Source organism: Cognataquiflexum aquatile (assembly GCF_003316845.1).
GTDB classification, from domain to species: domain Bacteria; phylum Bacteroidota; class Bacteroidia; order Cytophagales; family Cyclobacteriaceae; genus Cognataquiflexum; species Cognataquiflexum aquatile.
The window spans coordinates 21,213-37,604 of the sequence record NZ_QMIK01000009.1 but is presented as its reverse complement, the minus strand read 5'-3'; the positions used below and the strand labels follow the sequence as shown (position 1 = coordinate 37,604).

Here is a 16,392-nt window from a genome sequence, read left to right as displayed (position 1 = left end):
TTTTGAGTTTTTCTGATTTATTGCCTGAACCTAAGGGTGTTGGTTTTTTAGTATATAATTTCCTTAATTATATCAAATCACCCAAACACAGAGATATCATTTTGTTTTATTCAAAAAACATAAAATAATATTTCTATTTGCCAAAAACAGATTTTTGCTTTTCAACCACAAAAACCCACGGTCAAAGAGCGCTGTTTTGGCAAAAACCCAAGTGCAAGATGAATTGGCAAAAAAGACTCTTCAAAACCCTGGTATTCCTGATTTTTCTTCAGGGTTGGAGTCATTTTGCCTTGTCACAGGGGATGAATCTCGAGCAGCTATACAGCAAAATCCGCAGACCAATTGTGTTGGATGCTACCGTATTCAGAACCATGAATCAAACCGGGACACCCAACCCAGGAGACATGAGCGTCACCGTAAGCGGTCAGTTGGCACTCTGTACCCATGCCGATAGAGGCCACATCCTACTTGATGTTTCAGGCGGTGTTCCTCCGTATACTTTTGTCTGGAACAATTTACAAACCGTCCAAAACAGGTACAGTTTACTTTCCGGGACCTATACTGTTTGGATAAAGGATAGTGCCGGCCATGAAATCAAAGAGAAAATTGTGGTTCAGCCACCATTTCCATTGATCATTGAAATGACCCAAACCAAAGATGCCTCCTGCAACAACGGCGATGGCGAAGCAAAGATTAACATCAAAATGGGCAGGGGCGAACCCTATAAAATCGAATGGAGCCATGGCTTGACAGATGTTCTTCATGCCAAAGACTTATCACCGGGAACTTACTCCGTGAAAGTCTCTGACCAATACAACTGTAACCAAACACTCTATTTTGAAATCAAATCAAACAGTGAGGCGATTCAGCTGAAAGAAGAAGTAACACACATATCCTGCTCCAATGAGCCCAAAGGAAGTATCTCAGTGACGCCTTCGGGAGGCAAAAGCCCTTTTCAATTTCTTTGGTCAAATGGAAAAACCACCGACAACATCACTGACTTGGAAGCAGGGGAATATGCATTGACCGTAACAGATGCCAACGGATGCAGTATTTCCAAGAGTTATACCATCAAATCCGCGGAGCCTATGGCAGTCACAGCAGAAATTTCGGCTGTATTACTTTGTGCCGATGCAGAGACAGGTGAGATTTCGCTCGATATTCAAGGTGGGATAGCGCCATTTACCTTCTTATGGAACAATGGATCCAAAGAAAAAGATCTCGAAAATGTACCATCCGGAGAGTACAGTGTCACAATTACAGACAACTCAGGATGTTCTATTGAGAAAACATTCACCCTAACAGGTCCCGAAAAGCTAACTGCAAAAATTGAAACCACCGTTGATATCAACTGTGAGACCAATGAGGCCAAAGGTGTGGCGTGGGTCAGCATCAAAGGTGGGAAAGCACCTTACCAAATCACTTGGCTTAATGTCAACAAAAATACCCAGGAGATCGAGTTTTTGACCGAAAGAGAACTTTCAGTGGAAGTGACTGATGCCAACGGCTGCAAAATCATAGAAAAGATTTTTGTCGACTACAGCAATATTGCCTCCAAAGACAGGCTTGGCTTTGATGTCAAAAAACTTCAATTGGATACCGAAGAAGAAATATTGGTCGATGACGAATTGAAATTTGAAAGTAAAATTTCCGAGGACTTTATTGCCTGGGAGTGGAATTTTGGAGACGGGACTGTTTCAACAGATAAAGATCCTGTCCATATATTCAAGATGCCGGGCGAATTTGAAGTTGTATTGAAAGCCTATGATGTTTTTGGATGCTCTTCTGTTCAGAAAGAGGAGGTCAAAGTCAACCAAGTCAATGAATACCTGATGATGCCGAATGCCTTTACCCCAAACAGTGACGGATTAAACGACCTTTTCAAACCTGAAACAAAAGGAATCAGCGGATATAGAATGGATATTTTTAACAAATGGGGGGAAATGATTTTTTCGAATGCAGTCCAAAATACCGAGGGATGGAATGGGCAATTGAATGGTCAATTGTTACCTTCCGGCAATTATGTGTACAAAGTCAGCTTCCAGACTCCTAAAGGGGAAGTGATCGAAAAAGCAGGAACCGTTACCCTTATCAGAGAAAACAAAATGGTAGCAAATGGTGTATGGTAATCAGTCCGTACACCTTTTATGTCCAAAACACTGCGCTTGATTCTTGGCGATCAACTGAACATCAATCACTCTTGGTTTAGCGAAATACATCCTGACACCTTCTACGTCATGATGGAAATGAAGCAGGAAACAGGCTATGTCCGTCACCATATCCAAAAAGTGGTCGGATTCTTTTTGGCCATGAGGAATTTTGCTGAAGCCATCCAATCTCAAGGTCACCAAGTAATCTATTGGAAGCTCGACCAACCTGACAATACCCAAAGCCTTCCTGGAAATCTTCATTTCTTGATTGAAAAACATGATATCGGTAGATTTGAATATCTTTTGCCGGATGAATACCGGCTCGATCGGCAGTTGGCAGATTTCTGCAAATCCCTTTCAATTCCCTCCCGGCATTTTGATTCGGAACATTTTTTAACCTCAAGAGAATTTTTGGCTGAATTCTTCAATGGGAAAAAGACATTTTTGATGGAAACTTTTTACCGGGAAATGAGGAAAAAGTATGATGTCCTTATGGATGAAAAAGAGCCTTTGACCGGTAAGTGGAACTATGACCAAGACAACCGCAACAAATTTCGTGACCCATTGCTTCTCAAAGCGCCCAAGGTATTTCCAAAAAATGCAAGTGAAATTGTCGGGGTAATCCATACAATGGAAGTGGAGACGATCGGTTCTATAGATGAGAAAAACCTCGAATGGCCTGTTACAAGGGAGGAAAGCCTTCAAGTTCTCGATTATTTCTGTGAAAAACTCTTGGACAGTTTTGGCGAATACCAAGACTCAATGTACACAGGAGATGCATTTTTATTTCATAGCAGGCTCAGTTTCAGTTTGAATACCAAAATGCTTTCCCCGCTTGAAGTGGTGGAAAAAGTAGAGCAGTATTGGTTTGCAAATCAGGACAGGATCAACATCGCCCAAGTCGAAGGATTTATCCGGCAAATAATCGGGTGGAGGGAATATATGCGCGGAGTCTACTGGGCCAAAATGCCTGAGTATGCGACTTTGAATTTCTTTGAGCACGAAAGAAAATTGCCTGAATTCTTTTGGACCGGTAAGACCAAAATGAATTGCCTGAAACACAGCATCGGACAGTCTTTGGAAAAGTCTTATGCACACCATATCCAAAGATTGATGGTAACCGGAAACTTTGCGCTCTTGGCTGGAATAGATCCTAATGAAGTGGATGCCTGGTATTTGGGGATCTACATTGATGCTATCGAATGGGTAGAAATCACCAATACGCGAGGCATGAGTCAGTTTGCAGATGGAGGTATCGTGGGTACCAAGCCTTATGTGTCTTCGGCTAATTACATTGATAAGATGAGTGACTACTGTAAGGGATGCCATTATGACAAAAATCTCAAAACAGGAGAAAACGCATGTCCATTCAACAGCCTTTATTGGCATTTCTACGATAGAAATGAAGACAAATTAGCCAATAACCCAAGAATCGGAATGGCCTACAAGACCTGGGAAAAGATGAAAGACAAATCCAAAATCCTGGAGCAGGCAGAAAAATATCTGGAGAATCTTGATGATTTATAATTAGAGAAGTGAAAATTATTTGATCCTATTAAAACGTTTCATTATCTCCATTACCTCTTCTTTTGGCAAAGCCTTTACTTCTCTCCCCTCTTTTCCTGTCATGTCTTCCGCCGCAAAAAGTGAATTAATGATAGCTTCTTCTGTTGCTTCGATGGTGGCAAGAAAAAGTGCACTCATGTCATCATTCTGCAGGTAAGTGGGTTTTTGGAGTTCAAGGGATGGGGAATTATGAGAAATCAAGTTGCCGGGATAATTGGAAAAAGCGATCACATAATCTCCCGAACCATTGGAGGCGATTCCTCCTGTTTTGGCTAATCCCATCATGGCCCTTTGTGCGATTCTTTTCAGGTTCCTTTCATTGACAGGTGCATCGGTTGCCACGACGATCATGCAGGATCCGTCAACAGAAGACATATGGTCCATAAAACTGTATTTGCCTAATTCCACCCCTATCGGAACACCGTCAATCTGCAATACCCCACCGAAATTGGTTTGCACCAAAACCCCAACCGTGTATCCGCCCAATGATTCGGGCAATTTCCGAGAGGAAGTTCCGATCCCGCCTTTGAATCCAAAACATACGGTACCCGTTCCTGCCCCGACATTTCCCTCCAAAACTTTATCTTCTTTGGCATTTTTAACGGCTGCAAGCACATCTTCCGTTTTCACATGTCTTCCCCGGATGTCATTAAGGTATCCATCATTGGTCTCCCCGACGACTGCATTCACCGATTGTACATTTTCATTTCCGGGTTGCGACAAAGTATATGCTACCACTCCTTCGATCCCAGCTGCTACACCCAAGGTATTGGTCAGGATGATGGGGGATTCCATATTTCCCAATTCTTCGATTTGGGTAGTTCCTGCAAGTTTGCCAAATCCATTTCCCACAAATACAGCCGCAGGAACTTTTGATTGGAACAGATAACCCTGATGGGGAATGATGGCCGTAACACCTGTCCTTACATTTTCTCCATTGAATAGTGTGATTTCTCCGACTTTCACCCCTGCCACATCTGTGATGGCGTTTTGTGGACCGGTTTGGATCACACCTATTAGGATTCCCAAATCACGGGGTCTTGATTGTCCAAAGGCGAGTGATTGTGACATCATATATATAAGGAGAAGGGAGGTCGAAATTCTATTTTTCAAAATACAGGATTTTAGGATTTGTCATATTCAATCAAAGCCATTTCAGGATTCCTTTGACCAGTTTCTTTTTGACCAAAGTAAAAGGAGGAAACAAGGGATTGACAGCGGCTGATCCTACTCGCTGCTTCAGGACGGCTTTTTCATTGCTGAATGCCAAGAACCCAAAATGTCCGTGAGATTTGCCAATGCCGCTGTTATTGACACCGCCGAAGGGAAGTTCCCGGTGAAGAAAATGTACGGCACAGTCATTGGCTAATGCCGCCCCTGAGGAAGTCTCATTGAAAATAGCATTGATTTTTTCGTCATTCTTGGAGAACACATAAAAAGCCAGGGGCTTGGGTTGTTGGTTGACTATCATGATCGCGTCATCTAGATTGTCATAAGTCACCACGGGAAGAATCGGTCCAAAGATTTCCTCTTGGAGGACTTTCATTTCCCAAGTGACATGGGAAAGAATGGTGGGTTCAATGTAGTTTTCCTGACCGTTTGAGTTACCACCAAATTCGATTTTTGCTCCTTTCAAATTGGCATCGGAAAGAATATGCTGTATCCTTTTAAAATGGCTTTCATTCACAATTCTGGAATAGTCCTTTGAACCCTCAATTCCATTTTTATTTGAGCCATACATTTTTTCAATGCTTTTTTTCATTTCTTCGACAAAGGCATCTTTCAACCTCTCCGGGATCAAAATATAATCCGGGGCTATGCAGGTCTGCCCACAATTGAGGAATTTGTTAGCCGTGATTTTATCAGCAGTATCCTTAAGGTCGGCATCATCCAAAATCAACACAGGTGATTTTCCCCCCAATTCCAGTGTAACGGAGGTAAGATGCTCAGCAGCGGCCTTCATGACGATTTTGCCTACTCCGGGGCTTCCTGTAAAGAAAATATGGTCGAAGGGTTTGGACAAAAGTATCTGTGAGACTTCTACCCCTCCTTCAATGACAGCCACGGTATGGGTGTCAAAAATTTCAGCCATCATTCTCCTTAGCAAAGCGGAGGTATGGGGTGTCATTTCAGAAGGTTTGACGATGGTCGGACAACCTGCGGCAATCGCAGAAACCAAGGGACCTACGGCTAAGTTGAAAGCGTAATTCCAAGGAGCTAGGATGAGGCTTACACCTTTTGGTTCGTATTGTATATAGGCTTTGGTACCCAAAAAAATCAGCGGCGCTCCAACTTTTTTTGGTTTCATCCAATGTTCAAGATGCTTGATGGCATGGTTGATTTCTATCAATACAGGGAAAATCTCCGTCACATCTATTTCCGGATAAGGCTTTTGGTAATCAGCATGGACGGCTTTTCGGATATCTTCCTGGTTTTTATTGATCCAATCCAGCAGTCTTTTCAAAAGTGCAATGCGGAGGAAGGCTGATCCTTTTCGAAGCTTTATTGCCTCTTGTTTTTGAAGCAGGAAAATACCTTCAATTTGGGATTCTAGAAAATCAAGTTCTTGGGTCTTTTGCATGGTTCAATGTTTTTAACTTCCATCAAGTTCAGTCAAGCAATCCGAAAAAACAAATCTTTTTTGGCTGCGTACAATAGGCTTAAAGTTTAAATGATCATGCAATGGAGCTTGGAAAGGATTATTCCTCAATTCATTTTGGGAGATAATCACAGACTGGAGATAATTAAAAAGTACCTCCAGCAATTGAAAAAAGAAAAATTGACAAAAGTCAAAAGGGGTTGAAAAACCCCTTTTTTTTGCTTGAAGGCCAATAATTGCACCTTCCCCTTAAATTACTTTTTAACATATAAATGCAAAAAAATGCATTTTGTAAAATATTTTTTGAAAATCATTAGGAAATGAAAATCAATTAATTGTATTTTTACAGCAGTTAAATGATAATAACATCACCCTTGTATATCATCTAACCACCCAAGGCTTTATTCTATCTCAACTGCCTACCGATTTTGTTCATTTAATATCTCGCTATGATGACTCTAATTACTCTCGCAAAGAAAGAAAACCGCAACAGTTTGCCCTTTCTACTCACATTATCCTTTATCCTGTTTGGTCTTTGTCTTTCAGAAGGTTATGCCCAAAAAGCCTTTTTATTAGATGAATTCGTAAAGGAAGCAGGAGAAAAAAACACCGACTATCTTAAAACCCTGGTTTTTGACCATGTTCCGAGCATCATCATCAAGGATTCAAATATCAAAATTGTGGGGGAAGGCTTCCCTCAAAAAGTCTCTGTAGATTTCAGAAGCATTGCGGCCCTGGAGTCAGAAAACGATATTTTTCGAACTGTAAAACTTTTACAGATAAATCTTGGCAGCACTTCAGAAAAATCTGCCTTGAGAATCAACCTGGAAGACTTGAAGAGTTTTTCAAATATTGCCTACATTTTTATCAACTCCGAAATTCCCATGACTCAGGCGGAAGCCGAAATGATGGTAACCGGATTTGAAGAAGGTGATATCATTCTTTTGTATCAGGTCAATTCTAATTTTTAATCCTAAAACTGAAAAATCATGAAAACACTTTTCTCATTTTCATCCCAAAAACTCCTTTTAGCTAACCTGTATTTGGTTTTGTTATTTGTAGTTTTCATAGGCAAGATCTCAGCACAAACTGACAACAGGGTTCCATTTAAACATAGAGTAGGAAATCCTGCACCTGAAAACAATATTTTTAAATTAAGGGGTGATTTCACCATCATTGGAAATACCAACCTTACCCTTGCAGATCCTACCGAAATCGACAATTCGGGAAACGAAATGATCTATGTAGATGTTGACAACAATCCAAACACTGTCAATTCCTCTTCATCCACTTTGGTTTTTTCGGGGGAAAACAATGCAGACCCAAATTGTTCCGAAATAATTTATGCTGGCCTTTATTGGTCAGGTAGAGCTAATCCGGATTTGGGGATGAATTTTGATGTCATTTCTAGATTTGAGGATGGTTCACCGGTAACTGTAACCAATCAGGTTCAGATAGCAAATCACAACGCTTCAATTGCAAATTCTTTTTATGCGATGACAATTAGCCGGGTTGGCGCAGAAGGTAACCGTTCTCCGAGATATACTTTTACCTCAAGAAAAGGGGGAAATACCTATCAGTTTGAATTTTCAAATAACAATAACAATCCTGCCCGCTACAGAATCGGAACCAGTGGCGCAATGATTATTCTAACCAATCAAACAGTGACAACTGACGGAAATATCCGCACTGTTACGTTTGATCCAATTACAATAACTGAAGGCAATGTTACATTAAAGGTTGATAGGTTACAGAGAATTGTTTCAAGAACGGAAGAAGTTGCGGCATATCGTACTGTAGAAAATTTTGCAAGGATCACAGCTGATGGCGTTTTTGTGCCCGAAGTACCTGTATATCTTAACCTTGACAAAAGAAAAGTAAAGTTCAAAGGCCCAGCTTCCTCTGACTACCAAGAAATTACAGCTTCCGCAAATAATATCCTTTATCCATCAGGTGAATTGAATGATATGTATGTGGGATATGCTGATGTAACCCAACTTGTCAAAAGTCAGGGACTTGGAGAATATACCATTGCAGATATGGCACTTACAGATGGTTTTGGAAGTAGTATTGGATACTTTGGCCATTGGGGAATAGTTGTGGTCTATGAAAACTCCAAAATGAAATGGAGAGACATAACAGTATTCGATGGCTATTCTTTTATAAGGACAAGAGGTGATTCTGTCGCTGTTAATGGAGAACTTCTGATTGATGGATTCAATGCAGTACCAAACGGCCAAGTGAATTTGAAACTTGGAGTAATGGCAGGGGAAGGGGAAAGAGGATTAAGTGGCGATTACTTTGAAATCCGAAATGCATCCAATACGGAGTGGGTTAGGTTGAAACATGCCCTTAATGAAACAAATAACTTCTTTAATTCCTCAATCTACACTCCGGTAAGTGATAACAACGGTAATTTGGTTGCAAACCCAAGAAATCCTGCTTTGGACAACAACACCGGGATCGACATCGCGATGTGGAATGTACCTAATCCGGATAATTCAATCATTGCAAATGGGCAGACCTCCACTACTTTTAGATATGGGTCCAATATTGATATCTATAATATTTACTCTATCGCTTTTTCTGTAGATGCGTATGTTCCTGACATCCAAGGTTTGAATCAGGTGGTATCCATAAATGGAGTTCCTGCAACTGAAAATCCTAGTGTACAGCCAGGCCAAGAAATTGAATATTCCCTAGACATCAGAAATCTCGGAACTGAAGGAATTGAAAATGGAAAAATAATCATACCTATTCCATTCACATCTACTTTTGTCAGTGCCAATTTTGAGGCATTCTTTACCCCCAACACCATTAAAGCGCCATACTTTGACCCTAATTTGGGAGCAACAGGTTCTATCGTTTGGGAGTTGGGAGAATTGCCTTTGCAGGAAGATATCACTGCTATCTTGGCAAAGTTGACTTATAAGTTAAAAGTAACCCAGGATTGTTTGATTCTTTCAAATCCTAATTGCGATGCCTTCATTTCCGTAGGAGGAGCTATTTCAGGAAAAGGCAAAGTATCCAAAAGCGATTTTACAGGGATCCAGCTTACCCAAGGGTTTTTGGATGGTGCTTGTGAAGGTGAACCTATCCAAACCCCTCTTGTAATCTCTATCTTAGGGGGTGCAGAATGGGCTGAGGCAAATTGTGGAGAGGTGGACTTGTTCAGTACTTTCAACTTCTGTAATATCAATCCTGAAGAGGGAATAGCGGTAGATGCCATCGCCATTTCATTTCCAAAAGGAATCAGGTTCTTTGATGGTATCGATCCAAACAATTCCACAGAATTTACAAGTTCAAATCCATTCCCTGCATCCACAGGAACATACTACGGAATTCCGGTTAATTCAAGTAATTGCATTTTCGAATTTAAAATTGAGGTTTCCATCATTACCACCAACCCAACCATTGCGGAAGGCGCAGCTTATGATTTTTGCCAAGGCCAAGAAATTCCTGATTTGAATACCTTAATTCTTCCAAGTAATCTTGGTGAAGCGGATCAATATCAAGTTTTCTTCTTTACACAAGCTGAAGGAGGCGAAGCTTCTACCGGATTTAAGGTTGATGCCAACGTGACCGGAACTATCCAAGTATGGGTTGCACAAGGTGATTCGGCTGATTGTATCGGACCAAGGTCACTGGTTACCTTAAATGTCAACTCCTGTAATGTAGATTCTATTTCAGTTACCAAATCAACCAATACCGAAACCTATACAGAAGTTGGCCAGGTTATCCCTTACATTATAACGGTCACCAATACCGGAAATACAACTTTGACAAACGTCACTGTGGTAGATCCACTTACTGGCCTGAATGAAACCATTGCAAGCCTCGCTCCCGGACAGACTGTGTCATTCGAAACTACCTATACGGTGAAAGTCGAGGACCTTGTTGCAGGTACCATTTTGAACACTGTCTTAGTAAAAGCTACGGGGTCTGATGGGGAAGAGGTAAATTCCACTGATTCGGTAACTGTGGCAGGATCAAAAAACAAGATCATTGCCAATGACGATGAGTTTGGAACACATGCATTGGATTTTGGTGGAGTTCTAGGCAATATTCTGACCAACGACTTGCTCAATGGCCAGCCTGTAACTCCTGAAAATATTAACTTCGAATTCATTGAACTGGACGGAATCATCGGCCTCTTGACCACAGGAGAAGGTGAATTGAGCCTGATACCTGGTGTCAATGAGGCAAGGGAATACACTTTAAAGTATGTGTTGAGAGAATCGCTGAACCCTACCAATAGCGATGAGGCATTTGTAACCTTTAGATTGGTCAATTCAGAAGTGGATATGAACATCACCAAAACTTCAAATGAGGTTGAAATTTTTGAAGGAGATGAATTCGAATACCAGATTGATGTTACCAATTTAAGCACATTCAATGCTACCAATGTTGTGGTAATCGATGACCTTCCAAATGGAGTTACTTATGTCAGCACAAGGTTTAATTCCTCTTCAAACGACATCAAAGTAACCACAGATATTACAGGAAAGAAACTTACCTACACCATTCCGTTCTTCCCTGCGAATTCTAAATTGACGATCTATGTCAAGGTAAAAGCAGATGCCCTTGTCAACGGAACTCCTCTGAATATTGTCAACAGGGTAATGTTGTCCTCAGATGAGGAGGATATCAATCCGGATGACAATGCCGCAGAAGATACCAATCAGGTAAACGCCCTCTTTATCCCAAATGTCATCACACCAAACAATGATGGAAAAAATGACAGATTCATCATCAGAGGATCCCAAAAATTTGCTCAGAGAGAAATCGTAATCCTAAACAGATTTGGTGACCATCTGTACGAAAACAGTAATTATGACAATGACTGGAACGCAGAAGGGATAGTGGCAGGTACTTACTTCTTTGTCTTCAGAGGAACTGATTCGGAAGGAAAAGTACACGAATTCAAAGGTTGGATCCAGGTTATCAAAAAGTAAATCTCGCAAATCATGAAAAGGAATTATAAAATATATGGACTCTTTCTGCTGATGGCCATGATGGCATATCATACAGGAAACGGGCAGCAGCTGCCACAGTTCAGCCAATATATTTTTAATGGCTTACATATCAATCCGGGATATGCAGGATATAAAAACCAGGGATATATCCAAAGTACTTATAGAAACCAATGGGTCAACCTCGAAGGCGCACCGCGCACCTTTACCGTTACCGCAGACTTAAGTGCCAATGAGGGGATGATGGGATTTGGAGTATCTGTTCTTTCAGATCAGATCGGACCTACCAGAACAACCACAGGATTACTAACCTACTCCTACCGAATCCAGACAGGGAAAGAATCCTTCCTTGCACTTGGTGCGAGCGCAGGGGTATCAGAGTACCAACTCGACGGTGATATGCTCAATCCCATCGACCAAGATGATGTTGAAATCCCCTCAGGAATCAATAACCTCTACAGTCCAAACATGAATGTCGGTTTGTTCTTTCACAATACCAGATTTTATGCAGGATTGAGCGCATTCAATATGATTGGGAAAAAAACATTGGAAAGAGAGGATATTTCCCTTTCTCTTCATGACCTCCATTTCTTCCTGACTGCAGGTGCCATGGTTCCGATTACGGATGCGATTGAGTTCAAACCTTCCTTCCTAATCAAGCAAGTAAAAGGGTCACCGACAAATGTTGACCTCAACGGCATGTTCCTGTTCTATGACAGACTCTGGCTTGGAGCCTCATACAGGACCAACATGCATATTTGGAATGATAACCTCGAAAGTAACATCAGCAGAAGAAATGCTATGGCTTTCATAGTGGAAGTCTTTGCCTCTGATAAAGTTAGATTTGGATATGCTTACGATCAAAGTTTAAATGCCCTTCAAAATTCAAGGAACAATTCTCATGAGTTTTCTGTAGGATTTTATTTGTCCCCAAGAAAAGTCACAATGAAAAATCCAAGATGGTTCTGATCATGAGAAAACAAATTTACTTTCTGTTCTTGATTTTTCTGGTCGGCACTTTTCCTATTCAATCTTTTGCCCAAAACAGGCTTTTGCGCTATGCAGACAAGCAAAAAGAACTGGAAAATTACCAGCATGCAGCTGAAACTTACGAACAGGCTTATAACAGAACCCCAAAAATATCCACAGCAAGAAGTGCTGCTGAAGCTTACAGCCAAGTGCAGGATTATGAAAAATCCTTTGATTGGTGGGAAAAAGTAATCACCAATGAGGAAGCTGAAAGGGCAGATTATTCGCAATACCTGACTGCTGCCATGAAAGTCGGCAAAGCGGACCAGATTGATGAGATGTTAAAGGGATCTTCTTTTGATGAAAATGACTTTCCGGAATTGGACTTTGACCTGATAAGAGCCATGTCCGCCAAAAAGGCCAATGTCAAATTGGTACCCGCCAAAGGAATCAATACCGACGGTTCTGATTTTGGGTTGAAAACCGATAATGAAGGAAATAAATATTTCTCAAGTGATAGGGGAAATATCATGCCTACAGACAAAAAAGGTGTCAGGTTGGACGCAAAAAGCAATCTATACAGCACGGAGAAAAGCAGCTTCAATGACAGGGCTTTCTTCGGAATCTATAAATTTGACAAGGACAGTACGCTTTCAAAATTGACCTCTGACTTACCTGACGCACTCCACATCAGCGATCCATGCTTGATGGAAAGTCAGCAAATCATATTCTATTCTGTATTTAGAGATGTCAATAAAATCAAAGGCAGCAGGGAGTATTCCCTCAATTCGGAGATTTTCTACAGTAAGATCAGGCCTGATGGGACATTGTCTGATTCAAAGCCTTTTCCCATCAACAGCATTACCGAATACGGGGTCATGAATCCCTTCGTGGATGAACAAAATAAAAGAATCTACTTTTCTTCCGATAAACCAGGAGGAAAAGGTGGATTTGACATCTATTATGTCACTTACGATGAAGAATTGAAATTCGGAGAACCGGTAAACCTTGGAACCAATATCAATACCGCAAAAAACGAGAGGTATCCTTCAGTCAATGGGTCAACATTCTATTTCTCTTCCAATGGACTACCGGGATTAGGTGGAATGGATATTTTCAAAGCGGAAATTTCTCCTTCGGGCTTCAAGAATGTCCAAAATTTGGGATCTCCTTACAATTCCCCAAGAGATGATTTTGGTTATCTCGTGACCAAAGAAGGAAAAAGATATTTGAGTTCGGACAGGACCGGAGGCATGGGATTGGATGACATTTACCTGATCGAGGATCTTTTCAAAAGATTGATAGCTAGGGTGATTGACTGTGATGACAACATCATCAGCGAAGAATTTACCACCACGCTGACGAAAAAAGAAGGCGCGGTAGGAATAGCCTCACTCAGAAACACCAAAGGAGAAATTTTGGCAGATCTCGAACCTGAAAGTAATTTTAATCTTAAAATCAGTAAAAAAGGATATTTTAGCATCCAGGATAGCACACTTTCTACCATAGGTCTTCAGGATGATATTTTGGAAAGAGAATATAAACTTGTCCGAATCCCTTATAATTTACCTGTCTTGGTGGACATTGTTTACTACGATTTGGACAAAGCTCAAATTAGAAATGACGCCGAACCGGTCTTAAATAAAATTGCGGAGTTGATGGTAAAATATGATTTCCTTGACTTGGCAGTTGCTTCCCACACGGATACAAGGGCATCTGTGGAATACAATAGAATTTTGAGTGAAAAACGTGCTAGGGCAGTCAAAGACCATCTTTCCAAATTTGGCATCTCAGAAAACAGGGTTCGGATTGATTGGTTTGGCAAGGAAAAATTGGCCAATGACTGTGGCGATGGCGTGCCTTGTCCTGAGACAAAGCATCAGTTGAACAGAAGAAGTGAATTGGTATTGGAAGCTTTCAGCGATCCCAACAGGGAATATGATTTGCCTGCTTCATTGTTTGGAAAAGATCTGTGTGATGAGAACGCCCTTTTCGAGGAAATCCAAAATGAAATGAATTCAATCCCTGCAGTTTACTTTGATTTTGACAAATCAACGATCAGGGCAGTCCATGAGAAGGATTTGGAGAGGGTAACACTGATGATGAAAAAACTGAAAAACCTCCAGCTCTATCTCTCAGGTCACACTGACCAAAGAGGAAATGAGGATTACAACATGAAGTTAGCAGAAAGAAGAGCAAAAGCGGTATTGGAATACCTTGTGCAGAGAGGAGTGGAAGCCAATAGGATAGAATACAAATGGTTTGGTAAATCACAGCCCATCAATGACTGCGGAACAATACCATGTACTGAAAATATGCACCAACTGAATAGAAGAACAGAACTTCGGTTGAAGTGAAAAAATGATTGAAGACTTTATTTTTTAAACTTGCGAGATAGATAAGTAAAAATGGCCTCCTTCTGGGAGGTCCTTTTTTTTTCTTTCAATTGAACTAAGATTAATAGACGAAGAAAATCTTTCCATGGTTTTTTTCTCCAAATCAACATAGGAAAGCATGGAGTCCTTCGGCCCTGAATGCCTTGATACGTTCTTACTTGGTTGGATGGTTATTATCAAACCTCCACTTTTGAAGCCACAAGGGATTTGCCTTTTACAAAAAGTTAGCCAAAAGTGATTTTGACCGACCCATAAAAAAACCAAGAAGTAAAAACTTCTTGGTCCTCAATGGTTGATATATCGATTCTCAGATTAACGATTAACCTTGGCTACCATCTTTTGGTTTGCATCTACATAAGGTATCGCAGCAATCTGTCTCATACTCTCAGTCTTTACTTGCTCAAAAGCCATTCTATTTTCCTGAGATATTGGTTCAGATGGCGGGATTTTCTCTTTCAACCAATCTTCCTGCTTTCCGTTTTTCCAAAATCTAAAACAAAGATGTGGCCCCGTAGCCAAGCCGGTGCTACCTACATATCCGATTACCTGACCCTGCTTCACTCTTGATCCTGATTTCATTCCCTTCGCAATTTTGGACATGTGAAGGTATTGAGTAGTGTAGGTACCGTTGTGTTTGATTTTTACAAAGTTGCCATTTGCACTAGTATATCTTGCCTCAACGACCGTTCCGTCTCCCACAGACCTGATTTCTGTTCCGGTTGGGGCTGCGTAGTCTGTACCTAGGTGGGCTTTATATCTTTTTTGAACCGGGTGAAACCTGTTCAGATTATATCGTGAACTTATTCTTGAATATTTCAAAGGATCCCTCAAAAAAGCTTTTTTGAAACTGTTTCCATCCTGGTCAAAAAACGTTCTTTCGCCATTTTGCTCAAAAGGGATGGCGTGATAAGGAACTCCCATGTGTTCAAAATAAGCAACTTCTATATCACCAATGCCGATCACGTTACCTTCTACTACCTTCTCAGAATAAGAAACTTTAAACTTGTCACCTTTTTGAAGTCTTTGAAAATCCACTGCCCAACCATATAAATCCGCAAATTGGTCAATCAGATCAGGGCCGATTCCAATCTCAGTCATATTTACATAAAGATTGCTGCTGATGGTCCCTCCTATTTCTACTTTTCGGATTTCAACAGGTTTTTCTTCTTTGTACACTTCCCCCTCGTCTAATTTGAAAACGACAAACTCGGCAGGGTTAGGTTCGTAAATAAAAAACTGAGCCAGGGAAGTGTCTTTGGATGTGAGTACAGTAAATTTTTTGTTAAAAGAAATTTTCCTTACATCAAAAATATCTTTTGACTTTCGGGCGATTTCGTCGATGATTTGGTAAGGAACATTGAATGGCGCAAGTATGGTTGAAAGCGTTTCGTTCCTGCCGACAACACCTTCCACTACATCCAATTCATTGACGTTGATGCCATAAAGGATTTGGTCTTCCTTCTTCTGTTCTACGACTTCAATTTTATCTTCGGCTAGATCTGTTTCCTTGTGGTTAAAGAAAAACACAGTGCCAAAAACAAGCAAGGCAGAGACAGTAAAAGTTAATTTTTTATTCATGTGAGAGGGGGTGAAACATTCAATTATTCCAAAGAAATTTAAATTTGGTTCAAAATCCAAATTATTTACAACTTTTCACGTCATAATTAACATTCCGTACCAAAGCTTCAACGTGGAGTACAATTTGGTATTTCATATAATTGACATTTTTTTGTTTTTCA

The 16,392-nt window shown here is 40.7% G+C and carries 9 protein-coding genes; 6 read left to right on the top strand and 3 right to left on the bottom strand.

The genetic code is table 11. From position 1 onward, the window contains the following. The first annotated feature begins 218 nt into the window (after positions 1-218). Together DQW11_RS20615 and DQW11_RS20610 are read left to right on the top strand one after the other, a co-directional pair. Positions 219-2,129, top strand: a complete 1,911-nt coding sequence (locus tag DQW11_RS20615; protein WP_113926023.1) for a T9SS type B sorting domain-containing protein — start codon at positions 219-221, stop codon at positions 2,127-2,129. Between the two features lie 18 nt (positions 2,130-2,147). Beyond that, the gene (locus tag DQW11_RS20610; RefSeq protein WP_113926022.1) at positions 2,148-3,677 is read left to right on the top strand and encodes a cryptochrome/photolyase family protein; all 1,530 of its coding nucleotides are present in this window, start codon (positions 2,148-2,150) and stop codon (positions 3,675-3,677) included. 15 nt (positions 3,678-3,692) lie between these two features. Here DQW11_RS20610 and DQW11_RS20605 read toward each other — a convergent pair whose 3' ends face one another. Further along, positions 3,693-4,790 carry a P1 family peptidase gene (locus tag DQW11_RS20605; protein ID WP_113926021.1) on the bottom strand — a complete coding sequence of 366 codons (1,098 nt, stop codon included), beginning with the start codon at positions 4,788-4,790 and terminating at the stop codon, positions 3,693-3,695. 70 nt (positions 4,791-4,860) lie between these two features. Next, positions 4,861-6,297: an aldehyde dehydrogenase family protein gene (locus DQW11_RS20600; protein ID WP_113926020.1), complete on the bottom strand. Its 1,437-nt coding sequence runs from the start codon at positions 6,295-6,297 to the stop codon at positions 4,861-4,863. 467 nt (positions 6,298-6,764) lie between these two features. Here DQW11_RS20600 and DQW11_RS20595 point away from each other — a divergent pair, with 467 nt between their 5' ends. The 4 genes from DQW11_RS20595 to DQW11_RS20580 are packed head-to-tail and all read left to right on the top strand — an operon-like array spanning position 6,765 to position 14,614. After that, complete coding sequence (locus DQW11_RS20595; RefSeq protein WP_113926019.1) at positions 6,765-7,286, top strand: hypothetical protein; 522 nt, start codon at positions 6,765-6,767, stop codon at positions 7,284-7,286. An 18-nt stretch (positions 7,287-7,304) separates the two neighbouring features. Further along, entirely contained in the window at positions 7,305-11,270 is a 3,966-nt protein-coding gene (locus DQW11_RS20590; RefSeq protein WP_113926018.1) for a DUF7507 domain-containing protein, read from the top strand. Between the two features lie 12 nt (positions 11,271-11,282). Beyond that, positions 11,283-12,257: a PorP/SprF family type IX secretion system membrane protein gene (locus DQW11_RS20585; protein WP_113926017.1), complete on the top strand. Its 975-nt coding sequence runs from the start codon at positions 11,283-11,285 to the stop codon at positions 12,255-12,257. Positions 12,258-12,259: 2 nt separating this feature from the next. Next, positions 12,260-14,614: an OmpA family protein gene (locus DQW11_RS20580; protein ID WP_232826811.1), complete on the top strand. Its 2,355-nt coding sequence runs from the start codon at positions 12,260-12,262 to the stop codon at positions 14,612-14,614. A gap of 351 nt (positions 14,615-14,965) precedes the next feature. Here the strand turns inward: DQW11_RS20580 and DQW11_RS20575 are convergent, their stop codons facing one another. Further along, positions 14,966-16,231 carry a M23 family metallopeptidase gene (locus DQW11_RS20575; RefSeq protein WP_113926015.1) on the bottom strand — a complete coding sequence of 422 codons (1,266 nt, stop codon included), beginning with the start codon at positions 16,229-16,231 and terminating at the stop codon, positions 14,966-14,968. Positions 16,232-16,392: the final 161 nt, after the last annotated feature.